Annotated in this window: 12 protein-coding genes and 1 tRNA gene; 4 read left to right on the top strand and 9 right to left on the bottom strand. The window is 55.8% G+C overall.

Going from position 1 to position 25,632, the window contains the following annotated elements:
• The first annotated feature begins 127 nt into the window (after positions 1-127).
• The 4 genes from G6R38_RS10795 (at position 128) to G6R38_RS10780 (ending at position 7,429) form a co-directional block, all read left to right on the top strand.
• Positions 128-213: transfer RNA gene (locus G6R38_RS10795), tRNA-Leu, on the top strand.
• Between the two features lie 494 nt (positions 214-707).
• Complete coding sequence (locus G6R38_RS10790) at positions 708-1,286, top strand: RNA polymerase sigma factor (protein ID WP_166824453.1); 579 nt, start codon at positions 708-710, stop codon at positions 1,284-1,286.
• A gap of 58 nt (positions 1,287-1,344) precedes the next feature.
• The gene (locus G6R38_RS10785; protein ID WP_166824450.1) at positions 1,345-6,159 is read left to right on the top strand and encodes an outer membrane protein assembly factor BamB family protein; all 4,815 of its coding nucleotides are present in this window, start codon (positions 1,345-1,347) and stop codon (positions 6,157-6,159) included.
• A 136-nt stretch (positions 6,160-6,295) separates the two neighbouring features.
• On the top strand, positions 6,296-7,429 hold the full coding sequence (locus tag G6R38_RS10780) for an ATP-binding protein (RefSeq protein ID WP_166824448.1): 1,134 nt from the start codon (positions 6,296-6,298) through the stop codon (positions 7,427-7,429).
• 108 nt (positions 7,430-7,537) lie between these two features.
• On the opposite strand, the gene G6R38_RS10775 is transcribed toward G6R38_RS10780, so the two are convergent.
• From G6R38_RS10775 to G6R38_RS27840, 9 genes are all read right to left on the bottom strand, one after another.
• Positions 7,538-8,806, bottom strand: coding sequence for a DUF1552 domain-containing protein (locus tag G6R38_RS10775; RefSeq protein ID WP_166824446.1), 1,269 nt, complete (start codon positions 8,804-8,806; stop codon positions 7,538-7,540).
• Positions 8,807-8,841: 35 nt separating this feature from the next.
• Positions 8,842-11,220 (bottom strand): DUF1592 domain-containing protein, encoded by a 2,379-nt coding sequence (locus G6R38_RS10770; RefSeq protein WP_166824444.1) that lies wholly within the window; start codon positions 11,218-11,220, stop codon positions 8,842-8,844.
• Positions 11,221-11,265: 45 nt separating this feature from the next.
• Positions 11,266-12,729, bottom strand: a complete 1,464-nt coding sequence (locus tag G6R38_RS10765; protein WP_166824442.1) for an FAD-dependent oxidoreductase — start codon at positions 12,727-12,729, stop codon at positions 11,266-11,268.
• A gap of 44 nt (positions 12,730-12,773) precedes the next feature.
• On the bottom strand, positions 12,774-14,741 hold the full coding sequence (locus G6R38_RS10760; RefSeq protein ID WP_240928158.1) for an ABC transporter ATP-binding protein: 1,968 nt from the start codon (positions 14,739-14,741) through the stop codon (positions 12,774-12,776).
• A gap of 101 nt (positions 14,742-14,842) precedes the next feature.
• A complete protein-coding gene (locus tag G6R38_RS10755; RefSeq protein ID WP_166824440.1) occupies positions 14,843-16,285 on the bottom strand; it encodes a DUF1501 domain-containing protein in 1,443 nt (480 codons plus the stop codon).
• A gap of 138 nt (positions 16,286-16,423) precedes the next feature.
• Positions 16,424-18,328: a molecular chaperone HtpG gene (htpG, locus tag G6R38_RS10750; RefSeq protein WP_166824438.1), complete on the bottom strand. Its 1,905-nt coding sequence runs from the start codon at positions 18,326-18,328 to the stop codon at positions 16,424-16,426.
• A 76-nt stretch (positions 18,329-18,404) separates the two neighbouring features.
• Positions 18,405-19,142 (bottom strand): dual specificity protein phosphatase family protein, encoded by a 738-nt coding sequence (locus tag G6R38_RS10745; RefSeq protein ID WP_166824436.1) that lies wholly within the window; start codon positions 19,140-19,142, stop codon positions 18,405-18,407.
• A 52-nt stretch (positions 19,143-19,194) separates the two neighbouring features.
• Positions 19,195-22,512 (bottom strand): FAD-dependent oxidoreductase, encoded by a 3,318-nt coding sequence (locus G6R38_RS27845; protein ID WP_206028549.1) that lies wholly within the window; start codon positions 22,510-22,512, stop codon positions 19,195-19,197.
• A gap of 13 nt (positions 22,513-22,525) precedes the next feature.
• Positions 22,526-25,498 (bottom strand): serine hydrolase, encoded by a 2,973-nt coding sequence (locus G6R38_RS27840; protein WP_206028548.1) that lies wholly within the window; start codon positions 25,496-25,498, stop codon positions 22,526-22,528.
• Between the last annotated feature and the right edge of the window lie 134 nt (positions 25,499-25,632).

Below are 25,632 nucleotides of genomic sequence, written 5' to 3'. Positions count from 1 at the left end.
AAATCCGGACTGTTTCTCTGGAAACCTGTCGGCCAGCTGATTAAGATTTTCCGAACATTCGCCGGGTGTGAAGTGTCTCTTCAAATGAGCGTCACAACATCACTCAGTGAACCCTCAAAGCATCGACGCGCAAGTGGCGGAACTGGCAGACGCGCTAGGTTGAGGGCCTAGTGGGGATTAAACCCCGTGGAGGTTCGAGTCCTCTCTTGCGCATTATTTTCAAAGGGTTTACGTCAATTCGGCGTAAACCCTTTTTCTATTGCAGGGATCGCCTGTCGGCGACGATGTTCCCCGATCGCCGCTCTTTCCTGATTCTCATTGGTGCCAACCTCGTTCTCGAACGGGACCGCCTGTTTGATCTCTTCGGTATACGATTCTGACATCATCACCGTCATGGACGTGCCGTGGCCGATCTTGGACTGATGTCGCCAAGTGCTGATTGACGAGGACGGCGTCTCTGACCTCCGGGTTAAAAACCAACCGAACTCGCACGACTTGAGAACCAACCTCGACTTCACTGCCTCTTTCACCGCCGCTGCCCATGCCCCGACAGCCTTGACGGATTGCGAACCGCAATTCATTGTAGGTACTAAGCTTCGGGGGGACTTACCGCCCCTTCGGAGTGTTCGACTGAATCGCAATTGGGAATTCGAGCCGCCTGTTATTGCCCGCATTAGTCTACCTGCCCATTGACGGATCATCCTGGTATGACCGACCTCAGCCTCATCGAGCGAGCCATTCAAGGCGATACGGCCGCCTTTGAAGCCATCGTTGAGGCTCATCAGCAGGCGATCTACGGGTATCTGCGAGCGAGATTGTTTCAGGCTTCGGACGCGGAAGACCTAACTCAAGAGGTGTTTCTGCGGTTCTATTTGGCACGGGCGCGTTTCGATACCGAGAACCTCGTGCGGCCTTGGCTTTTGGGGATTGCCCGAAATCTGCTCAAGGAACACGCCCGCAAAATCAAGAAGCGGAAAGAGGTCGCGTGGACCGAGTTGTGCCTGGAACTCGATGACCTGATGCGAGGAGCGGGTGAGTCGAAAGATGGACCATATGAAGATGTCATTCGACATCTGCCTCAGTGCATCGAATCTCTCGGGCCCAGTGCCCGTGAAGCTGTCAATTTGCGGTACCGATCGAATCTGCGGTTGGCCGCAATCGGCCGAAAGCTGCATCGTAGTGAGGGCGCGATCAAACTGCTGATGTATCGTGCTCGGCAGGCGCTCAAGCATTGTTTGGATCGCCGGATCACGCAAAGCGAAATTCCCGATCCTCCTCCGTCGTGATTCCGCAATTTTCCGGAATCGGATTTGTTTTTCACCGTTTGAAATCGAAGCGTTCCCGATGGCCAATCGATTTTCCGATGCCGAACTGATCGAACTCGTGCAGCAGAAAACTCCGGAGGAGCTTTCGCTCGATGAGATTGAACAACTTCGGACACGCCTCCATGATTCGCCGGAACTGCAGCGAACGCTTATTGAACAACTGCATCTTGAATCGTATTTGAATACGGCACTTGGCGAGACACGGGTCTCCGCCTCGGAGATCGTCCGCCGAGCCAACGCTGTCACCCAGCCGAGGCAGTCTTGGTCACGTTGGCTGCTATGGACGGGTTTGGCGACCCTCGTGTTGGGGGTCGGTTTCTTCATTTGGCGTGACAAAAACACCGATCCACCGCAGATTGCCCAGAACGATCCGACCGAGACCACTCCTCTCGATGCGGAACGCGAGAACAACGGCACCACCAAGAGCGACCTGGCAGCCAACGACGGCCAGATCAGTTCAGACCTGCAACCGATTGACGTCATGCTCGCGGCATCGGAAGCGGTCGAAACGCCCAACGACAATGCAGGCTCCCCGCATGATACCGAGCCGAAAAAGAACACGGATGCCACCATTGAAATCGCCGAGTCTGCACCTTGGTACGATGGATTGAATCCCGCCGCGAAGGTGCAATCGGTGGCGTCTGCAAGTTTGATTCCACCGGCTTGGTTCCGGGGTGAGTCCTATTTCAAAAGCGAAGCCAATCAGTGGTGGAAGCCGGTCCGTGGCCATGGACTGAGAATCGATGAACGGGAAGTTCACGGTATCCGTACGTGCGAAATCCAAGGTCTTGCGAAGTTGCAGGCTCCATGGGTGGAGAACGCTGTGTTACGCGTTGGATTGTACAACATCAATCAACCACGCTTCCATTTTTGGAATGGGTTGGAGGGGGTTTCGATCTGCGGCTACTTCAAATACAACCCAAAGACTTGGCTGGCATATCACGCTACCCGTGACGCTGGAAAACCGCAGCCGAACGATCTCGTGCTCCACGATTGTGATGACGGGATTCATAACCGGACGGAATACGGGCCAGTCGAATTTCGTTGGCAGGCTGGCGAGTTGATTATGTCGCGTGGCGACATTCGGATGGTGACGATTCCCATGCCACAGCCACCCACGGAGGTCTACTTTGAAGGCAACGCTCATTTCTCGGAATGCGCGATGTACCGAGGTGAACCGCTGCCGGACCGAAATTCCCCTCGAAGTTCACGCCTAGTGGAGTTCACACGACCGGCGGATTGGGCATGGCTTTCGGACCAATCCCCCGACGGCCGAAACACGCTGCACGAACTTGGTCAGGGACGCACTGAATGGCAAGAAACGATTGCTGCCGGTGTGACCGTTCAAACCCATGCGGACGGGAATGTGAGTCTTAGCGTCGAAGCAAGTGAGAAACTACAGACGGTTGCTGCCGCTGGTCCAGGCCGAGAATTTCGGGAGATCGTTTGCCGTCTTGGGCAAATCGTACCGGGCACAGGAATCACGCTGGTGACTGACGAGAACGTCGTCGTTCATCGCTTGGCGGTACTCAAAGATCAAAAGACCGGGCGACTCGTGCTCTTGCCTCATCATACGTACCAGAAAGACACGGAAATCAAACTGGATTCCGACACACGCTTTTCCCCTTTCATCGCGGAAGGGCAGTGGTTGCGAATCGTTCCCGGTTTCAAATCGATTGCTGTCGAAACATCTCGTGACGGGGTTCATTGGGGACGAGCCATGCATCACCCGATCCGCTCGATTTCACAGCGACCGACCACGGTTGGTTTGTTCGTCTATCCCACCGAAGAACCGAAGCAGATTTCTCTGAGTCATCTGGAGATGCGGGAACTCAACGCGATTGCGTCTCTGGCATCGACGGAACTCCGTCAGCAAGTGCCGGATTGGGAATGGGATGCGTCCCCGAACGATTCGCAATGGCATCGGCGTGTTCTCATGAGTCGTCCCGCGGGGACATCGCTGCAGGATTGGCGAATGGCGTGTGCGATCGAATTCCTTCAGCGGCATGAATGGTGTGAACTTTCGTCGAACCTGCTGCGGGGCGTGATCGACGCCGGCCTCAGCAGCGAAAAGTCAGCGGAAGAACGCGTGCAACTCTTGAACGAAGTCGCGTTGCTTTATGACCTTTGGGGATCACGAGAGGCGGCGAGCATTGTGCGAATGTACCATCGTCTGGCGGAGATATTGGCCGACGAAGGCCATCCATCGCCGTTTCGTACCACGCTGCAGGCGTTGGTCACGGCCCCCATCTGGACGGAACACGATTGGGATGTCGCCGATGCTGACTTTGTACGACCAAGAATCATTGATAGCGTCTTTCGGGAGCAGTGGCCCGACGTCTGGGCGTCGATTCGGGAGGCACAATTCTGGAAAACTTCCGCAAACCCGAATCGAAACCGGGTCTGGGAATCCTACGACGACCACCTGCTTCAATGGGCGGAAACTTTGGCCGCACGAAACGACGCGTCGCTGGACATCGAAGATCGTTGGAGCGGTCGTCAGCGGCGCCGTCGCCGGGGTGGTTGGTTGCCGCCGTTGGTGACCCAACTGAGCAAAGAGGGCTATAACGTGATGGCCGAATTCGAATCGGCGGTCCGCTCCGAGGCCTGGGAAGATGCATGCCGGATCGTGACGTCCGTCGATCGTGGCGGAATGTTGGGACTACTTCCCGATGCCCGCGATGAACAGCTACTCGTTTCGCTTCCCAGAGCAATCGCTCTCTCGATGCAAGAGTATCCGGAACTCGGTCGAAAAATGAAGGAGGAGTTTGAAGCCGTCGGGCGACTCCGTGTCCGCGAAGCAATCACACAGGATGATGCGGAAACCATCGAGACGGCCACCATCCGATTTTATGGAACAGAGGCCGCCGCGGAGGCTCATCGTTGGCTTGGGGATCAGGCACTCGCCAGCGGGCGGTTTGAACAGGCTGTCGACGCCTTTCAGAGCGGGCTGAAATCCGCGACCGGTGATTTAGAACGCGACCTGACAGATCGGCTCCGTCTGGCGAGTAGTTTTCTCGGGAATGATTTTGAAGAACCAGTTCAGGGGCAAGTCAACCTGAACGAGACCCAACTGCCAGCTAGTGAATTCGAAGCCCTCATTGCGGAAGTGCGTTCCACCCACGCTCGCTCCGTGGAAGGCGGTGTCGACCAATCCGAAGCCACCATTTCCGTGCCACCTCCGAGCCGATACACCGCACGAGTCTTGGCGGAGTTCAGCGGAAATCTCGGCGATGGCAAACCAAGTTCGCATAACCGCATCGCGGATATGATCGGGCGACAATACGCGATCACAGTCGCCGGAGAGCGAATTTATGTGTCCAACCGGTTCCAAGTTACGGCGTACAATCGCACGGACGGCGTCGAAGTTTGGCGTCAAGGAGTTGGCAAGGAACAAACGTCCGTCAACGATTGGCCGGGCATCTCAATGCGACCACTGGTCATCGGCGATCGTTTGTTCGTTCGCCGTCTGACCAAACGTGGAATCGAATTGGCATGCTTGGCGATCGACACTGGCAAGGTCATTTGGACGCAGCGTCCGGATGGGCAAATCGTGACCGATCCGATCTATCAATCGGGGAAGCTGCTTGCAGTCGTCGCGACCGTTCGGCAAGCGGGATTAGTTCGACTCGCTCTCACCAGTTTCCAGCCAGATACTGGCGAAGTGCTGTCGCGACGAACCGTCTTGCGATTGCGGGATGAATGGGATAGCCGCCCGCCGTGTCAGCTGACGTCGATCGACGGAAAACTAGTCATGACAACCAGCGGCACAACGGTGGCATTGGATTCGTTGGGGAATCCTCACTGGCTCTTCCAACAATCGTGGCTGCCGCGTTCTGCGGAAAAAGACCGAGACCGCAAATACGTCCAACCACCGCTGCTGTCCGGAAACGCCCTAATCACGGTTCCACCCGGAGCTCGCGAATTGGTCGCGATTCAGGCGGTCAATGGCCGAAAATTATGGAGCCGTCCGCTGCCCGGAATTGTGAGACTCATCGGTTCGACGGATCAATCCGTAATTGTGCAGACAGAATACGGGTTTGAAGCCTTCAGCAACGACGACGGCCGACCACTTTGGAAGCACGATGCTCAAAACATCCTCTACGGAGTGTTGTGCGACCAATCCCGCTTGATGTTCGCAAAGTTACTTCCGATTGATCAGGGAATGCCCTGTCTCGTGTGGCTCGACTTGGCAACCGGGACGGAAACCGCTCACGCGTCACTGACCGCACTCGCCGGTCAAGCCGATCGAGTCGGTCCGATTGTGACAGACGGCGACCAGTTATTGGCACTGGTCGGCAACGGACATGAGGAAACTTCGCGACGAGTGGTGCAACTTCAACCCGAATCTGGCACGGTCCCCGGTCCGTTGTTCCCGTCTGAGTTGACACAATGGCTGGGGAACGTGGTCCCTCAAACGCAACAGGCAACTGCCCAAGTCTTGCCCGGATGGACCCTGCTCAACGAGCAGAGTCCGAAGGGTCGTGACGAGGAACCATTGTTCCAGTCTGAGGTTCGCGGTGAAACGGATGTGCTTGTCACGCAAATGGTCAAAACGCCTATTTGCTTCGCACGATCCGCACCATCGAACGCGAAGCAATTCGACATTCGCGTGGGGCACCGCTCGGGCGAGGCTTGGACACTCGTTGTTGCGGCTGATGGCAAAGAGTTGCTCCGGGTACCGGTCAACGACGAAACCGCTCCCGACGGTTGGTTGTCCCGTACCGTTGACGTCACTCAACTCGACGACGGTGTTTGGCTAACGCTGACGCAAATGTCCGAAGGCGAACAGGAATCACGCATCGCGTTTTGGAAGCATGCGAAATTCCAGTAGCACGTGATCCAACAGAATCGGTCCCCGATGAAACCATTGTGCCCAGAGTGGTTGTAGCAACCGCGTTCTGGTATATCTGGCTGTCGTCTCAGAACTGCGTCTGATCTCCGCTGCGTCTCATTCGGAAGGTCCTGTGATGGCCAAGAAGAAAGCTGCCTCGAAACGAAAAGCAGACAGCAACCAGGAAAACGGGAGCCATCTGCGGTTGCACGCCGAACAGCAGTTTGCAGCGGAATTGGAGGCCTTGGCCGAGATTGACGAGCGGCAGCGTCCCCCCGGTTGGAAGCTTTCCCCCTGGGCGGTGAAGTTGTACTTACTGGGGGGAACGCTCGAGAACGGTTTCGAGGTGACGCCTAAATACGTGGGTCGACCGCGACTGATGGAAATCGCCATCGCCACCCTCGCGACCGATCGCGCGTTATTGCTCTACGGCGTCCCAGGAACGGCGAAAAGTTGGGTGAGCGAACATCTCGCGGCCGCAATTTCCGGTCAATCGACGCTCCTCATTCAAGGTACAGCCGGGACCGACGAATCGGCCCTGCGGTACGGTTGGAACTATGCCCGATTGCTCGCCGAAGGCCCCGCACGCGATGCATTGGTCGAAAGCCCGATGATGGTCGCAATGGAGTCTGGTTCTATCGCACGAGTCGAAGAACTCACGCGGATTCCCAGTGAAACGCAAGACACACTGATCACGATTCTCTCCGAAAAATCGCTGCCCGTACCGGAACTCAACACCGAAGTGCAAGCGGTCAAGGGATTCAATGTGATTGCGACCGCCAACAACCGTGACAAAGGTGTCAACGAGCTTTCCAGTGCTCTGATGCGGCGATTCAACACGGTCGTGCTGCCGGTGCCGGATCGGTTGGACGACGAGATATCCATCGTCAGTCAGCGAGCCAGCCAACTCGGACGGGCTTTAGAACTCCCCGCCGAGATTCCTGCACTGCAGGAAATTCAACGCGTCGTCACAATCTTTCGGGAACTTCGCAGTGGCATGACCGAAGATGGCAAGACCAAACTCAAATCGCCGTCCGGAACGCTTTCCACCGCCGAAGCGATTTCCGTCGTGTCCAATGGAATGGCCATGAGTGCGTTCTACGGCGACGGGGAATTGAAAGCAGACGATCTGATGTCCAGTCTGATCGGCGCTGTTGTCAAAGACCCCGTTCAAGACCAAATCGTTTGGCAGGAATACCTGCAAACCGTCGTCAAAGAACGGGACGATTGGAAAGACCTCTACCGAGCCAGTCGCGACTTTAGCGGTTAAACGCGAAGAATGTTCCGAGCCACGTCGCTACCGATGGTAGTTTCCCCAATAGCAACAGCGACGAAAATCCGATGCCCCTATTATGGCGTCGATTCTTTGATTGCACCGTCAGACTGACAACCCCGTGAGTGTGCTCGTGCCGCTTGAGAATTGATCGACTTCCAGTCCGAGGTGCTGGAGGAACGAGACGTGCAAGTTAGCCAACGGCGGGCCATCCTTCGGATCAAACGCCAAGTGTTGACCATGTCGAAACTGCCCGCCAGCGACGACGATTGGCAAATTCGTATTGTTGTGGCTCGAAGCGTTCCCCAAGTTCGAGCCAAGCAGAATCGCCGTTTGGTCCAAAACGGATTGGTCCCCCTCGCGAAGTTCCGCCAACCGCTTGAGGAATTCACCGAACAACCGCATTTCCTCTTTCTCGATGATTGCCAACTGCTCAATTTTCTCCGGCGACTTGCCGTGATGGCTCAAGTTGTGCCAACCATCACCCACTCCCTTGAGGTCAATCACTTCGTTTCCGCCAGCACCTTTCAACGTGATGAGACGGGTCGAGTCGGTCTGGAGGGCGAGAATCATCAGATCGAACAGCAACTGCATTCGCCCCGTGAAATTGGCTCGGTCGTCGATGTCAGTTGGCGGTTTTGCATCAACAACGGGCTTCGGAAGCTTGGCCCACTCCTCCGCACGCACCATGCGTTGTTCGAGTTCTCGCACACTCGTGAAATACTGATCGAGCGTCTGTTGATCCTTACGAGTGGTCTTGCGTTGAATCGATTGGGTTTGCGAGCGGACCAGGTCGAGGATGCTTTGGCCGTCTTTGATCCGCCGCAACTGGGCCGCCTTCTCGGTTTCGCTGCCTTCCATGAACAGCTGTTGAAAGACCTTCGACGGACGGCTCTCCGACGGAATCAACACGCCAGAGCGGGTGTACGACAGCCCCCCGTTGCTGCCGGAGAGGGACAAAAACGGGAACCGCGTTCGATGCCCAATCCGTTCCGCCGCGTATTGGTCCAAGGAAATCGTATTCTGAAAGCTCGGCTGGCCAGGATGGGGTGCCCCTGTGAGGAAGCTTTTCTCCGCCGCGTGTCCACCATCCACCATCGGATGCATTAACCCAGAGATCACCGAGAACTTCTCACGAACCTGTTGCAGTGGTTCGAGGTACGGCGTGACTTCGTAGTCTCGACCAGACTTCTTCGGAAATAGCAATGGCGTGTGAATTCCAAGCGGGGCACAAATTGCAACCATTCGCCGAGCCGACGTTTGATCGTTCGCAGCGGACGTCTTCCGAGGCGACATGCTTTCGAGCAATGGTAGCCCCATCGCAATTGCGGATGCTCGCAGGAAGGTTCGGCGTTCGACACGTTGTTTTGACATGAGAGGCACTTTATTCGAATGGAATGTTTGCGGCGTTACGGTTGGTGAAACAATTCACTGTCCACAACTGCATGAATCATGGAACGAAGTCCGAAATCATCCTTCCGTGCAGCGTCCGCCACCGAATCGACGGAGGCTTGGTTGGCTCGCGTGACGGGGCGACCACCCCCGTAAACCAACAGTTTCTTCGCGATCGCACGGGCGATCGTTTCCGGATCGTCCTTCAAATGGGCACGGAACTCGGCGAAATTTTGGAATGTGCGACCATCGTGCAGGGCACCGTCGGACTCAACCGCCGAACCGGCGTAATACCGAGTCTTTCCGACCCGTCTGCCTTTGCCCTCCAGCGACCGATAGGCCTCTCGATGGCCACCGATCACGTCGAACTCTTCCAACGCAAAACCGGGCGGATCAATCCGGACGTGGCAGCGATTACAAGATTCATTCTCGCGATGTTTTTGAAGTTGATCTCGAATCGACACCGCGCCGCGGATATCCGGTTCGACGGCAGGCACACCGGGCGGAGGTGGTGGAGCCGGTTGGCCCAGCAACCGATCGAGCACCCATGATCCCCGCAGAATCGGCGATGTGGTTGTCCCGTTTGCCGTCACTTTCAACACGCTTGCGTGGGTCAAGATTCCGCCACGAACTGAATCGTCCGGCAAGGATACCACCCGAAATTCCTCGTGCCCCCGCACATCGGGAATACCGTAGTGAGTCGCCATCCGCTGGTTGAGAATGGCGAAATCCGAGTCGACAAAATTCATGACGCTAAGGTCATTCTTCAAGATGTGACGGAAGAACCCCTTCGTCTCCGCCAACATCGACCGCAACAATAACTCATCGTATTCGGGGTATAGAATTTTGTCGGGCGTGGTGAACTCGATCTCACGTAGGTCGAGCCATTGCTCGGTGAAATTGTTGACGAACCGTTCGATCTTCGGGTCATCGATCATCCGCTCAACTTGGGCATGGAGCGTTTTGCGGTCGCTCAGTCTCCCTTCACTTGCCAGCTGCATGAGTTCGTCATCTGGCATCGACGACCATAGAAAGTACGACAGCCGTGAGGCGATTGTATAGTCGTCGACTTTGTCTTCCCGATTCAGAAGCAGGAAGTGAGGGGAACACAGAATGGCCGACACACCGGCCCGTGCGGCTTGCTCAAAAGTTCGCCCCTCATCAAGACGAGCCAGAGTCAGGTCGACGAACTGTTTGAGGAGTTCTTCATCGACCGGACGACGAAACGCACGCGGCGCAAAGTCACGAATGATGCGTTCGAGATCCTTTCGAGGCTCCGTCGAATCCACGAAATGCGACTTCACGTTCTTGCGATGTCGCATCCAGACCGGCCAACCTTCCGCCATCGTTAGCGAATCGCTGGAACCGAAAAGCATCGACTGCGATTTGGACGGAAACGATTGATCGAGCGGTCCGTATGTCTCGGCCCAAGCAATTGCAACACCGGGACGAGATTCGTGCTTGTCCCGCCAGGTGACGTGTTCTGGATAGACCCAAGGCAGAATGTGCAGTGTGTGACCGGCTTCGAGATGCGTGGTGAACTCAATGATTCTCGGCTTGTCTGCGGTACCGTTGACGTCGAACATGCCTTGAAATTGACGCGTACCATCACCGAACAGAGGCCCGGTAAACACGGCCACGCTGAGCGTGCGATTCTCTCCAGGTTCGTGCGGCCAAACAGCGACGCGACAGCGGTATGTTCCGTCTTCAATCGGATGCGACGCGTCGACACGAGCTGGTGGCCAACCCGGTGTGAAGTCCACGAATGCCCCTTCCGCCTCGATGACTCCACCTTTCTTCGCCTTGACGGAACTAATATTCTCTTTCTGCTCCATCAGCACCGCTCGCCGAGTTTGCGGCGGTAGCGGTTTGATTCGGCGAATCGTCCCCTCGAACGCGGTGTCGGCAGCTTCGAGGTAGCGTTCCAACAGAATCGACGAAATGCCCAACCCAGTTGCGACGTTATCGAAACCCTGCACTTGCCCGTCTTCCGGGAGCAGCGACGCCAACGGGGTGTCGATGCCAAGCAAATCGTGCACCGTATTCTCGTACTCGAAGCGGTTCATTCGACGCAACGCGGATGCCGGTTGCGTGACCCGACTGAGTTGCGTACCAATCCAACTAACAAAATCTTTCGCAACTTTGGGGTTCGGTCGTGTTTCGTCTTTGGGAGGCATGTCGCCGGTTTCGATGCGGTCGGCGATCAATGCCCAGGTAGCCGCGGTTTTCGTGGTCGGGTGAGCCAGGTTGTCCAAACGCAAATCGGCTTCTTGCAACTCGGGACCGTGGCAAGCGACGCAATGGGAGTCGAAGAACGAGTCCGCCACATCTGCAGACGCGAACCGCCCCCAGAAACCGACCAAGATCACGGTTGTGATTCGAAGAGAATATGTCATATACGGCTTTCCGCTGGCAACCATCGACTCGGGAATAAGTTGCGTCTACGAGTCCTTGGACTCGACTTGGCTCCAATGCAAATCGTGTGGCAAGACACCGATTTCGATGGACCGTGCCGCCGCGAGACCAGACGCTTCGCCCATGGCGACGGAATTGCCCGTCACCCGATAACTGGAATGAGCCACGAAGTCCCCACTGATGCAGCGACCTGCCATCAACAATCCGTCAACGTCCGCCGCCACCAGTGCAGGATAAGGAATATCATACGGTTTCAGACCACCCTTTTTGAAATCTTGATCGATTTCTTTATTTCCAGACGTCGATAGGGCGTGGACATCGATCGGGAAAGTCGCTCGGCAAACTGCTTCCTTGTGCCGCATTCCCTTGGCGAGATCCTCACTGGTGATATGGTAGCGACCACGAATCCGCCGTCCTTCACGGATACCGATTTGCTCCGCGGTTGCGACGACGGCCAGATCTTTCCAGGCTCCACCGAGTTTCCGCATTCCCGAAACGATTTCGTGAATTTCGCGACGGGCGCGAATCGTGGCGACCGAAACGGCTTCGTTGTCGAACGCCGAGACACCGTACTCGTGGTTGGTCATAATCGAGTAAATGCCGCTGTGAAGATGTCGCAACGTCGGTGCCCGATACGACGGATGAATTCCGGAATCCTCCATGAACTTCAGCAACCGACGCTTGGCGGCTGACCCGGATTCGCGGATGTACTCCTGAATTTCGTCGGGATCGACTCCGGTGAGCAAAGCCAGCATGGACATCGGTTGGCAAGTGCAGTCCGCTCCAACACCGACGTCAAATTGGCACCCCGCCTGTGCCGCAAGATCGCCGTCGCCGGTGCAATCAATGAACCGATCCGCCAACCACGCTTGTCGGCCAGATTTGGATTCCGTCAACACCGCTGCCAGCTTGTTGCGATCATTTACGATCGCGCCGACAACTCGTGTGTGGTACAGAATCTTCACACCGGCTTCGACCAGCAGTTCTTCGAGGACGAGTTTCGCCACTTCGGGATCGTACACGGTGCCTTGGGTGTCTCGAGCGACGGAACTACCACGTTCGGCAAACAACCGCAGCAGCTCCCGCATGATGCCGCTCTTGTTGCTGGTGTCCAGAATCTTCGTAAGCAACCCCGCCGTCCAAACGCCGCCAAGACATCCGGCCACTTCGATCAGACGCACATCGGCTCCGGCGCGAGCGGCTGCCAACGCCGCTGCAATTCCCGCTGGTCCACCACCACAGACCATCACCTGCGTATGTCCGGCGATCGGAACCTCACGTTGCGATTCCATAACCACACCTCGCGGTGCATTCACTAAACCCGCCGTTCGCGGAACCTGTCCTTCGACGAGATTCGGCTTGGGCGACGCCGCAGCGGGATCACCAGTTTCTTCGCCTGCCGTCAAGCGACTCGCACCGCCGAGCAAGACCCCAGCTGACAGGGTCTTGATGAATTGCCGTCGTTCGTTGGGCTGGCGTGGGTCGCTCATTTTGACTCTCCGAAGTTTAGTCGTTATTTATTGGGTCACTGCAATCAGGACGATTGCAATTCGTCGGCCATCGCCGCTTGCTGGCCGAGTTGCATCCGGACCATTTCCCGATATCGTCCCGGTCGACTCATTAGATCGGCGTGTGTGCCAATTTCCGAAATCCGACCAGATTCGATGACGACAATCCGATCCGCATGTGTGATGGTGCTCAATCGGTGCGCGATTACAAAACACGTGCGTCCACTCATCAGATCATTCAAGCTCGCCTGAATCAAGCGTTCGCTCTCGGTATCGAGGTTACTTGTCGCTTCATCGAGGATCAAAATTCGAGGATCCGCGAGGATTGCACGGGCAATCGCGATCCGTTGCCGTTGTCCACCGCTGAGTTTCACGCCGCGTTCGCCGATCAATGTGCCCAAGCCGTTTGGCATCCGATCAATAAATTCCGCAGCATTCGCGGCTTCGGCGGCCCGGCGAACTTCCGCTTCACTCGCATGACGATCGCCATAACTAATGTTCTCGGCAATCGTACCATCAAACAAGAATACATCTTGCTCGACGATGCCCAGCAATCCGCGATAGTTTTCGACGTCAATCTCCCGCAAATCGCGGCCGTCCAAAGAAATATGCCCTTCACTTGGATCGTAAAACCGCGCGACCAGATTACACAGCGTCGTTTTACCTGCACCGCTCGGCCCAACCAACGCGATGACCTCCCCCGGTGCAACTTCGAGCGACACATCATGCAACGCTTCTTCATTGCTGCTTGGATATCGAAAACTGACATCGTGAAAACTAATTTCACCAGCGACTTCAGATTTCTCCACAAAAACCGCTTCAACCGTCGGTTGCATTTCCCGAGGTTCGTCGAGCAAATCGAGAATTCGATCGAGAGCCGAAAGCCCGTTCTGAAATTGCGTCGCACTCGATGCAATCACGGCCAGCGGTTCGAGGAGCATCAGAAGATAGACCAGGAACATCATCAAATCGCCCAATGTGAGCGTTCCCTGCATCACCGACCAACCGCCGTACATTAAGAGCGCCGCGCTTCCGAGCGGAACAATGGTTTCCCACACGACTTCCAGAATGCGGGCCCACCACCAGGTGTGAAGTTCCTGCCGACCCATCAGGTGATTGACCCGCATGAATCGGCTTGCTTCCGCACGCTGACCACTGAAGGCACGGACAATCCGCATGCCCCCGAAAATTTCGGTCGCTTGGCTATCGACTTCCGTGCGGCGAGCCCGAATGTCGCGGAATTGCGGGCGGATGCGGTTAATCCACGTGCGATGGGTCATCACGATCAACGGGATCAAAATCAGTGTGCCGAGCAGCAATCGCCAATCAACCCATGCCAGGACGCAGAGACTCCCCAGAAGTTGGATGATTGCCCGCCAGGGGTTGTAGATCATCCCGAAAATCAAATCGCCGACGCTGGACACGTCTTCCCGCAGGATGCTCGCCGCCCCACCGCTCTTGAGGGAATACACCCGATGCAACGGCAACCGCACCGCATGCTGGAAGACTTGCCGGCGGAGTTGCAGTTGAAACCGTTTGTTCGCCCGCGTCGCGTGCCATCGGCCCCAAAGCTGCACGATAATCCGAAACGTCGAAAGCGCAAACACGCCCCCCGTGACTAGCAGCAGCAACGACCACGGATCACTCGGTAACGAGATTCGCGATGTCAACCACGCCGGCATCGGTTTGTCGCCGAGGACGTTGTCGATCAGAAACTTCGTCGCCGCCGGTGGAACCAACGCCAGCAGTGTGCCGATGGTGAGCGTCGCCAGGGCAAACACGATCGGCTTATGAAACCCGGAGAGCAAACCCCAGAACCGCTGCATCAACTCCCACGACGACCGCGTCCGCCCCTTGCGGCTGATATCGCTCGATTTTGTCGGGTCGGATTCGTGCGATCCCGTCTTCGCCGATCCATTTCGGCTCGCCAAACGGTTTTTCAAGTCGGTCTTGTAACGCGCAAAGCGTTGTCGGCTGGTCAGTCGTTGTCGCACGATTGGGGGGACCCGTCACGAGGATGGAATCAGGCAGTGAAGGCGTGTGATCTTGAAATCATTGGTCCCGGACCGGTCCGCGTCAACACCGGACTCGTTTCTCAAACAATCAGATCGTGCAGCACATGGCCATGGACGTCGGTCAGTCGGCGGTCGATGCCGTCATGGCGGACGGTTAGTTTCGTGTGATCGATGCCGAGGAGGTGCAGAATGGTGGCGTGGATGTCATACACTTGCGTCGGGTTGGCCCGGTCAAGCGGTTTGTAGCCCCACTCGTCGGAGGGACCATAGGAAATACCGCCGCGGATTCCGCCGCCGCAGAGCCAATTCGTGAACACGTACGGATTGTGATCGCGACCGACGCTGCCTTGAGTGCTGGGCATGCGACCGAATTCGGTCGTCCACAGAATGATCGTATCGTCGAGCAAACCACGTTGTTTCAGGTCTTGGATCAGTGCCGCTGTCCCGACCGACATGCCGCGGGCGAGCGGTCCATGATCCCGAGCGATGTCCTCGTGAGAATCCCAATTCCGCCGGGGAAAACCGTTGTCGTTGCCGGACCAAATCTGAATGAACCGCACTCCGCGTTCGAGTAATCGTCGGGCGATCAGGCACTTGCGGCCAAAGTATTCAACTTCCTCGGCGGGATTGATTTTTTGGGGATACTCGCGACCGATTTGATCGAGTCCATACATCTTGAGAATGTGTTTCGGTTCCCCAGAAATGTCGAGAGCTTCCGGGGCCGACAGTTGCATCGCGGCGGCGAGTTCGTAGGAGCGGATGCGTGCATCAAGACGCGAATCGTGGGCTCGCTCCGTCTGAAAACGACGGTTCATGCGGTTCAGCATTTCCAGCCCGGCTTGGTCGCCGCGTTCGGTGACGAATTCCGCATCCGGGTGCAGGTCTTCGATTGGGTTCTTGCGTTGCGGGAAGATGGCCGTTCCTTGGGCACTCGCGGGGAGGAATGCCGATCCCCAATTCTTTGGCCCGTTACTGGCAAAACCCCGATGATCGGGCAGCACGACGAACGTGGGCAGATTCTCGTTCAGCGTGCCAAGCGCGTAACTGACCCACGACCCCATGCCAGGAAAACCAGGCCGTTGAAACCCGGTTGCTTGCAAATACGTCGCCTGCGAATGCACGCCGGTCTTGCCGACCATATTGTGGACGAACGCGATGTCATCCACACACGACCCGAGCGGTGCCACCGGTTCGCTGAGCATCTTTCCCGACTCGCCGTAGCTGGCAAACGGAAACGGCGACTTCATCCACGGACCAAGTCCGTTCTGGAACGCTTCGACGTGTTCGCCAAAATCGGATGGTTCGCCGTGATGCTTTTCGAGGGCAGGTTTGTGATCCCATAAATCAATATGGCTCGCCGCCCCTGCCATGAATAGTTGCACGACCCGTTTGGCTTTCGGCGGATGGTGGAGAACCTCCAATTCCCCACCGCCACACCGAGCCTGTTCTTGCAACATCATCGCCAACGCCAGCCCACCGAAACTCGTACCCGCATTCGCCAGGAAGTCTCGACGGTTAAGCATTGGCTCGCTCCATGTCCTTGAACATCAATCTGCGTAGGCTGGGAAAAGTTCCCGCATTGAATCGGTCAATGAAACCGAATCAAGAGCTGGGTTGCGTGGCATCAACCCTGCCTACTTGAACAACACGACTTATGGAAACTAGGTTACGATGGGCGACCGTTTCTGGGCGAGTTCTTCCATGAACTGTTCAGTGCGGTTGACGAGGGTTTCGGTGTCGGGGGCGAGACCCTCGATCAACATTGCGTTGGCATAGAGTTGCTTGGCACAGTCGCGGATGAAATTGTCGTGGTCGGCGTTCGATGACAAATTACTGAGGCGTTCAATTAGCGGGCTGTGCGGGTTCACTTCGAAAATGCGTTTGCCCATCGTGAAATCGCGATTGGCCATCTGCATGACCTTCTGCATTTGCGTGCTCATCGAACCGGTTGGGTTGACGAGACACACTGGCGAATTCGTGAGCCGTTTCGAGCGTTTCACTTCCTGAACTTGGTCGCCAAGTGCGTCGCGGAACAGCGTGAGAACCTTCTCGAAACCGGATGGCACTTCCTCGTCAGACTTTTCGTCCTTCGATTCTGAGTCTTCCGCTTTCTCGTCCTCTGGCAAGTCGACATCCGCGGCATCAATGCTAGTGAGCGTATGGTCTTTGTACGTTGTCAGGTGCGACAACGCCAACTCGTCCATCGGGTCGGTCAGGTAGAGCACCTCGATGTTCTTCTTCTGGAAGACTTCCAAATTGGGATTCTTCTGCAAGCTGGCCAGATCGGGACCACCGAGGAAATAGATTTTCTTTTGGTCGTCGTTGGCCCGTTCGAGGTAGTCATCCAGACTGGTCGTTTCATCCATCCCCGTATGCGAAGAACGGAACCGGAGCAGCCCGCCGATTTTTTCACGGTTATCGAAATCAATTCCTACACCTTCGCGGAGAATCGGGCCAAACTCATTGTAGAACGTGCGGTAGTCGTCCGCGTTGTCCTTGGCCAAACTCGCGAGGTGATCGAGTACCTTCTTTACCAGAACCTTTTTGATACGGCGAAAGATCGTGTTGTCTTGCAGTGATTCCCGCGAGACGTTCAACGGCAAATCGGTGGAATCAACCAACCCGTAGAGGAATCGCAGATATTCCGGCAGCAGATCACGGTTGTTATCCTGCACGAGAATCCGCTTCGCACACAGGTTCAAACCGTGCTCGTTGCGACCGAAGCCGAGTTTCTCGAAACTGTTCCGCGGGCAGTACAGAATCGCGTTGAATTGAATCGGAGAGTCCGCCGACAAGTGCAAATGCCACAGCGGAGTTTCTTCGGTGTGATGCGAGAGGTGTTGATAGAACTTCGTGTAATCGTCGTCGGATAGGTTCGATTTCGGCTCGACCCAAATCGGGCGTTGGTCGTTGAGCGTTTCGTCGCCGAGTTTGATCGGGTGTGGCACGAAGGTGGAATATTTTCGGACGATATATTGCAGCCGCGCGTCCTTGGTGAAGTCGTTGTAGTCGTCGCCTTCTTTCAAATGCAGCCGAATTTGGGTACCGCGATCGAGCCCGTCGACTGGCTCGATGGTGAAACTGCCCGAGCCGTCGGATTCCCAGCGGTACCCTTGTTCGTCTTTGTAGCTCCGCGTGAGCACTTCCACCCGATCGGACAACATGAACGCGGAATAAAATCCAACGCCGAACTGCCCAATCAGAGAAGCATCGGCTTGTTGTCCAGAGGCGGCGAGCTGTTGAAAGAATTCGAGCGTTCCGCTGTGAGCGATCGTCCCAAGGTTCTCGATCAGCTCGTCTTTGGTCATCCCGATACCGTTGTCGCGGATGGTGAGGACTCGATTTTCCTCGTCCGGTTCAAGACGGACCGCAAGCTCATCGTCGTCCCGTTGCGAATCGTCGGTGAGACGGACGTGCCGCATTTTGTCGAGGGCATCGGACGCATTCGAGATCAACTCGCGGAGCGTAATTTCGCGATTCTGGTACAGGGATTCCGACAACAAACTCAGTAGACGACTGATTTCCGCTTGAAATGTGTACTGTTGTTTCTCGGCAGTTTCAGCCATGATGAACACTCCTTGGTGCGTGGGACTTTTTTCTTCTAATTTAGCGAGTGAATTTCGTCTGGCAATGGGCACACGATCAACTCGGCGACGAAGATTGGTTTCGCCAGCGTTGCTCCCAGAGACGAATTCGAGCACGTTGCCATGGTCTGGGTTTGATGCCCGGTCGGACTGCTTTGATCATATCCAAAGCTTCGTCGGTGTTGCTGGCATGGCCTTGGGCGATCAACACGATGGCGGTCAGCATTGCCGCTCGGCCATGACCTTCGGCACAGTGAATGTAGGTACCGCCAGGGTGTTTGACAATCGAGTCCAGCACCGCGAACACGGTTTCGTCGTCATCGGGACACGACGCATCGAGTGTCGGGATCCCGATGTATCTGCGTCCCGAACGCACACATTTCGGCTCGCAAAACTCCGCCGTGAGGTCGACGACGACATCGACATCGGTCGGCAACTCTCGCCCGAAGGCCCGACGCCCGATGTAAACGCCCTCTGCAACTCGATGCCAGGCGGGTTCTGTGTGCCGAGCAATCCGCATGGCTCGCCAGCCCCAGTAATTGACAGCGCAGTACGGAAAGAGCAGTACACGATTGATCCGCCGTCGCGTGCCCTCCGGGGTTTTTCCGAATACTCGTGAACCGATCATAAGGTACCCGCATCCCACGATCAGCAACGCCGTCGCCGGCCACGCCGCCAACCACCACCATCCCCCACGCCATGCGATCAAACCGACCAACAAAACCGCCAGTACGATGAACAACACACCGAAAACGTTGAATTCCTTCCACCGAGGCGGAGTCAGATATGGTTCCATGAGTGTTTCGATGGACTGAAGTGGGATGGAAGCGAGATCAAAAAAGGAATGTCTAATTCGCTTCAGCGATTTTTGCCGGGACGGCTTGGAGTCGTTCGATCGTCGATACAAATTCCGATGGCACGTCTTTGACGATGTTTTCGCGGGGAAGTTGGCGGGCGTCGATGATTTGCTTTGTATTCGAACCCACACGCCAACTGCCGTCAAACACACTGACATGACCGCGAATGCCCCCCGTCACCCAAGGGCGGGACGATGGCTTTCCCCCTTGCAAACGACTTTGAAACGAAACGCCGTCCAACTGCAGATCGTGCGGGATCTCGACACCTGCGATTTCACAGATCGTGGGGAATAAATCCGTCATGTCGATCAGCTCATCGGCCGTTTGCCCCGCCTCGATCGTTCCAGGATGACGCACAATCAGGGGGATATGCGTGCCGGCGTCGTTGAGATCGAATTTCCCCCCTTTCACTGAACCGTCTGTCGTGGACCGTGGTGACTTCGAGTCCGTTCCGTTGTCGCCCATGAAAATGACGACCGTGTTTTCGGAGATTCCAAGCCGATCAACTTCATCAAGAATTCGCCCGCAAATACCATCCATGTACGCGATCATGCCGGCGAGCGAAGCCGACTTCGCGGCGATCTTATCGTCGGGAGTTTCAATAATCGGCCAGTGCGGCAACAGCATGTTGTGATGAATGTAGAACGGCCGTTTGGCCTCGGCCGCCGTTCGCATTTGCTCGATCACATAATCGGCAAGCACATCCGGGCCGAAGCGTTGGGAGATGTCATCCCGGATTTGACCATCATGATTGAAACACGGGTTCCAATATCGAGTGGTTTTGGAACCGTCTCGCCAGATTTGCCAAACGCACCAGGAATCGAAACCCGCATCGCGACAGTGCTCCGGGTGGTATTCCAACGCCGCCAACTGCCATTTTCCGGTCACCGATGTCCGGTAGCCGGCGTCCCGAAGTAGTTGCGGATAAGTTGCCCATTTTGAGCGAAAATCGACCGCCTTCTTCGTTCCCTGGTGCACCGGCAGCACATTGAAATAGCCATGATGGCTGACGTAGTTGCCGGTATAGAGACTCATCCGCGACGGCGTGCAAACGGGGCTCGTGTACGCACGGGTGAATCGCATTCCCTGTGTGGCAAGTCGGTCGAGATTCGGAGTTTGGAAGTCTTTTCCGCCGTAACAACCAAGCGCTTCGTAACCGAAGTCATCCGCAAACAGCAACAGGATGTTCGGGGCGTCCGACGAACTTAAGTTTGTTGGCGGTTCGTCTTCGTCTTGTTTCTCTTCCTCTTTGAGATTTTCGTCGGGGGCGTTTTCCTTCACCGGCAGGAATTGCACGGCATCAGCGATGACGTAACCGTTGGTATCTCGGTTCGAGATTTCAACGACTGCAGTCCGATCAAATTCGAACTTGCCAATCGAATTGAATCCATCCTCACCGGTCTTCTTTTGATTGACCAGGACAGTTTTCGATGCTCCGTCGAAATCGACTTTGATCGGCACGTTCGTCGCCCGATTGGGATTGGATGGCCAACTGACTCGAACTTCGTAGCGGCCGGGTTTCGGTAGTTTCAACGTATACTTGGCAACACATTCGCCTTTGGCCTCGTTGTTGTCATGAACATAACTCGGCCCCACTCGCGGATGAGTGACGTTGTTCGATTGCCACGGACCGATCATCTCAGCTTGATCGTTGTCGACAACGATACCTTTCAACGTTTTCGGATCGATACCGATCCCACCGCCGCCCCGCCGCCGTGGCGGTCCAGTGTAGTTGAGGATTTGACCGTCCTCCAGGAGTCGGTCACGTAACTTGGCGTAGTCAACGTCTTGGACATCGACATTCGATTCGATTGCATGAGATGCTGCCGTCGCCGCACTTTGGCCGAGCAACATGAAGACCGGCTCCATCCGAATCGAACCAAACGCAATGTGGGACGACGAAAGAGCCACCGGAACCAGCAAGTTCGTGCACTCAGATCGCTTCGGCGTGAGTGCTCGATACGAGATCGGGTAGGGTTCGACAGGAATTTCGACGTTGCCTTCATTGCGGACTGCACCGTCGACGACGGTCATTTGGCAATGATGGGAATCCATGTTGTACGATGCCAGCCCAACGCTATCTTCAGGAACTTCTCGACCTTGGCAATTGTGCTGCGTCATCACGTAATCACTGACCATCCGCCGCCCCTCGCGGATGTAGAGTTGATGAGTCCAACCACTTGTGTCCTGGTACAAGTTCTTGGGCAGCCCCCATTTTTGAAACTCTTTTCGGTACTTCTCCGGAACGCGGGGACTATTCGCGAGAAACCACATCACGCCGATTTGGTAATTCGCGTGGTCTTGGAAGATTTGTTCGCGTTCGAGCCAATTCGCATCGGGCCAATCGTAATTGCCCCCGACAAAATCGATGAAGTACGCCCCTTTGAACAAGTGATGGTTGTTCGTGTCCAAGCTCCAACCAATACTCGGATTGGCCCCACTTTCGAATAGGCGAGCCAGCAACTCGTACTGTTCCGGTTCGTAAACCGCTGGTTTGGGAAACGGTCGCGGGTCTTTTTTCGTCAACCACATGCGGAAGCAAAACGCTTGGATACGGTCGTCACCGTCTCCCGGTTGGCCGGGATCGTAATTCACGCGGGGTAGCAAACCGCTTGTGGGATCGCCCGCCACTCGGAACGGGTCCACCCGTGTCGGCCAATTGTGTCCACCGGTTCCCGGTTTCCGGATTCCGTTGTAGGTTTCGTTGTAAACAGAATTCGCTTCCCGACCGGCATGCCACGAAACTCCAGCCCGAGCCAATAGATCACCTTCGTATGTCGCGTCAATGAACTGTTTGGCTCGGACTTCGAGTCCGTCTTCCATTTTGATGGAGACAATTCGCGAGCCGTCTTTCTTGACTTCATCCAGGTGGGCTCGTTTGTGAACGACAACGTTCGTCGGTTCCAGTAGCTTTTCAAAAGCTGCCTCGGCCTCGGACGGGCGGAAGTTTCGCTGGCCGATTTGCTTGTAAAACTCGCGAGCAATCCCCCCGCAGACTCCAGGGTCACCGCCGTCGGTGTGGCTCAATCCACCGGAGCTCAAACCGCCGAGATGTTTTCCGAATTCCAGCAGAACGGCGTCTTGCCCCATGCGATCGGCTTGCACCGCCGCGACGACACCAGCACAGGTTCCGCCGTAAATACACACGTCGGTTTCAATGACACGTGGTTCGATTTTCTCTGGGGGATAGTAATACCGCAGACCAGGAACCGCCGGTTCGGGAAGTTCTGGTTTTTGGGCCCGAAGACTCGTCGGGACACATGCAATCAATATTGCAAAGATGAGTGATTGAGCACTGAGTTTCATCATGTTCTTTCAATTCTCAAGGCTGTTGTTTTTCTTGACCACCGGATGCATCACTAACCATCTGACGCAAGCTCGCGTCCTCACTCACAATTTTTCCGGCTTCGATATCGGCTTCGCGAAATGTCGCCATCAGGATGTGACGCGAACCGACTCGACTGTAGTCGTAGATGATTCGGATCCGGCCATCGGCGGTTTGTTGACCATCGGGATACGAAACGCCGCTGCGTTCATCCAACAATAATCCACCGGTCCATGTGCGGCCGTCATCGTCAGAGACATACGCCGTCAGGTGGGAGCGTCCCGTTCGTTCTTTGATCGGTCCATGCTTGACGAGCAGGAGCTTCCCGGAGTTCAACCGCCGCACAAAAAACCGGGCACTGGGATGGGCAATCGGAGACGGTTTGAGTTCTGGCCAAGTCTTGCCACCATCCGTCGAGAGACTTTCGCCGATCCCGTATGTCGTGCGGGCCAACATCCACAACGATCCGTCTTTGCGTTCTGTAATGATGTGTTCGTCGAACGTGCGGACTTTCTCGGGCACATTGCAGGCTCCACGGAGCGACCAACTACGCCCGAGCGTCGTCGAGACGACCATTCGTGCGCTGTTATCCGTTTTCTTCCATGTCGAAGCCGGTAGCACCCATTCCCCAGTGCTGAGCACCACGGGTTTGCACATCATGATGCCGTCGGTCAGTCGTCTGGGCTGACTCCATTGTGGTTTTTCATCGCCAGGATTGTCCGTATGGATGCACCAAACGCCCGCAACCGATCCCGCGTGTCCCTGCGATTGGGCCCAGAAGACGAACATCCGCCCGGTCGGAGCGACCCACAGTTCAGGATCGAACGTCCGGACCGGACCGGCACCGTCGGGATCGATCACTAACACTTCACGCCATGATTTTCCGTCATCGCCACTGGTCGAAACAGCGACATAGTTGTTCTGGTCTTCACCCGGTGTGACGCCCGCGTACCAGTTGGCCCATAACCGCCCGTTTGGAGCGACCGCCATACTGGGAATCCCTTGGAATGCACGGTTGTCGGTCGCATGGTCCGGCTGTTTCGGCGGACCGACATAGGCCGGCGTTTGCAGAAATCGATCGGCCAAGTTCAAGTCCGAAAGCACACTCCGCAACTTCTTCGCCTCCGTAGGATTCTCCGGCAATTCGTCGTGGAAAGCCGGTAGGAGATGCTCCCAAACGAGATCAAGTTGCTTCTGCATGTTTCCAGTTTTGGCGGTGATGGCGATCACCGCATCTTGTTTTGGCAAGACGATACAGAACTGACCATCCTTGCCATCCCCACGAAAAGCACCGTGACGACACCGCCAAAACTGAAACCCGTATCCCTGACGCCAATCAGGATTGCGAGCATGCCGAGCATTGTTGTTGTCGACCTGCTTGCTTGTCGCCTGTGTGACCCAATTTGCGGGAATCAATTTTTTGCCGTTCCATTGGCCCTTCTGCAAGTAAAGTTGACCAAACTTGGCGATATCTTCGGTTCGTAGATACAAACCGTAGCCGCCAATCGAAATGCCCTGTGGACTTTGGTCCCACGTCGGCTTTTCAATGCCTAGCGGATGAAACAGTCGCGGCGTGAGATAATCAAGTACCGTCTGTCCGGTGACTTTTTGCACAATAGCCGACAGCATATACGTCGCGGGCGTGTTGTACATAAAATGCGAACCGGGTTTATGCGGAACAGGTTGGGCTAGAAACCGCTTCGTCCAAACTTCGTCTCCGCTCCACCACGGTTCGGCGTTGTGTCCGGTTGACATCGTGAGCAAATCACGAACACGCATGGCCTTGAGATTTTCAGAGGGTTCAGCGGGAGCATCCTTCGGGAAAAACTCGATGACTTGATCATCGATGTCCAATTTCCCTTCCGCGACGGCCAGCCCGACGGCCGTTGAGGTGAAACTCTTGCTGAGCGACCACAGGATGTGCGGTTTCTCAGCCGATTCCGGTTCCCACCAACCTTCAGCGATCACGTGCCCGTGTCGAACGAGCATGAAGCTGTGCATCGAATCAATGGTTTCGTCGGCCGCTTTCACGAACTTACGAATCGCCTTGGACGAAACGCCCTGCGACTCGGGCGTGCTGCGTGGCAAATCGGCGTGATCCTCATTTTGGGATTTCAGGTGTTGATCGAGAAACGACACCATTCGCCGACGATTCTCGCCACGAAGAAACTCGTTTCCGCCGTGGCCGGATTCATCAAGCACATGCAACGTGACCGGCAGTTTCGTTCGCTGATAGACATCGACGATGCGTTCCGATTGCCCCAGCAACACAGTGTTATCTTTACGTCCGTGAAAAATCAGCAGTGGCGGATCATCATTTGTGACATGAAACGCCGCCGATGCCAGCCGAGCAAGTTCGACTTTTTCATCCGCGGGGCCACCGAGCAACCGATTGACAACCGAGCCCGCTTTGATCGTCTTATGTGGCTGTGTCTTCGTGCGTTGGAGGAAGTCAGTCGCACCGTAGAAATCGACAATTGCATCGACTCGCGAGGAATAGTCTCGATTGCCGCCGACGGTGCCTTCCAATTCCTCCACATCGGCTGTAGTACCGAGCAAAGCCGCAAGTTGCCCGCCCGCACTAGCACCGGCGACAGCGACCCGATCGGTGCGGTAGCCATACTTCTCGGCGTTTGCCCGCAGCCAACGGACAGCGGCTTTGCAATCGTGAATCTGTGCTGGAAATGTTGCGACGTCCGTCAGCCGATACGAAATGCTGGCAACGGCGTATCCATGTTCCGGCAACCAATTGACGTAACACTTTTCCTTGCTGCCCGCCCGCCAGCCACCACCATGAATCCACACCACGAGCGGCGGGTTCTCCGCATCCGGCAGATACAAGTCGAGTTTCAAGTGATGACCGTCGACAGTCGCAAACTCAAGGTCCTTGTGAATTCGAGGTGCTTCGGCAGCGTGTAATGCGTTGCCCGCACCGCATGCCAACAAAATCAAAAAGACGCGGCTTCGCATTCAGATATACCCTGTTATCTTCGATAGAGATTTTGTCCGAGCCAACGGCCTGTCGCAACTGACGCTCGTTCAAAGTAGGTTCTGTCTTGTGGAGGCCCGAGAGCGATGGGAGTTCCGCGTTGATCGCAGACACG

The sequence above is a fragment of the Thalassoroseus pseudoceratinae genome (genome assembly GCF_011634775.1).
GTDB lineage: Bacteria > Planctomycetota > Planctomycetia > Planctomycetales > Planctomycetaceae > Thalassoroseus > Thalassoroseus pseudoceratinae.
The sequence above is the reverse complement of the archived record's forward strand: the minus strand, read 5'-3'. Positions and strand labels throughout refer to the sequence as shown.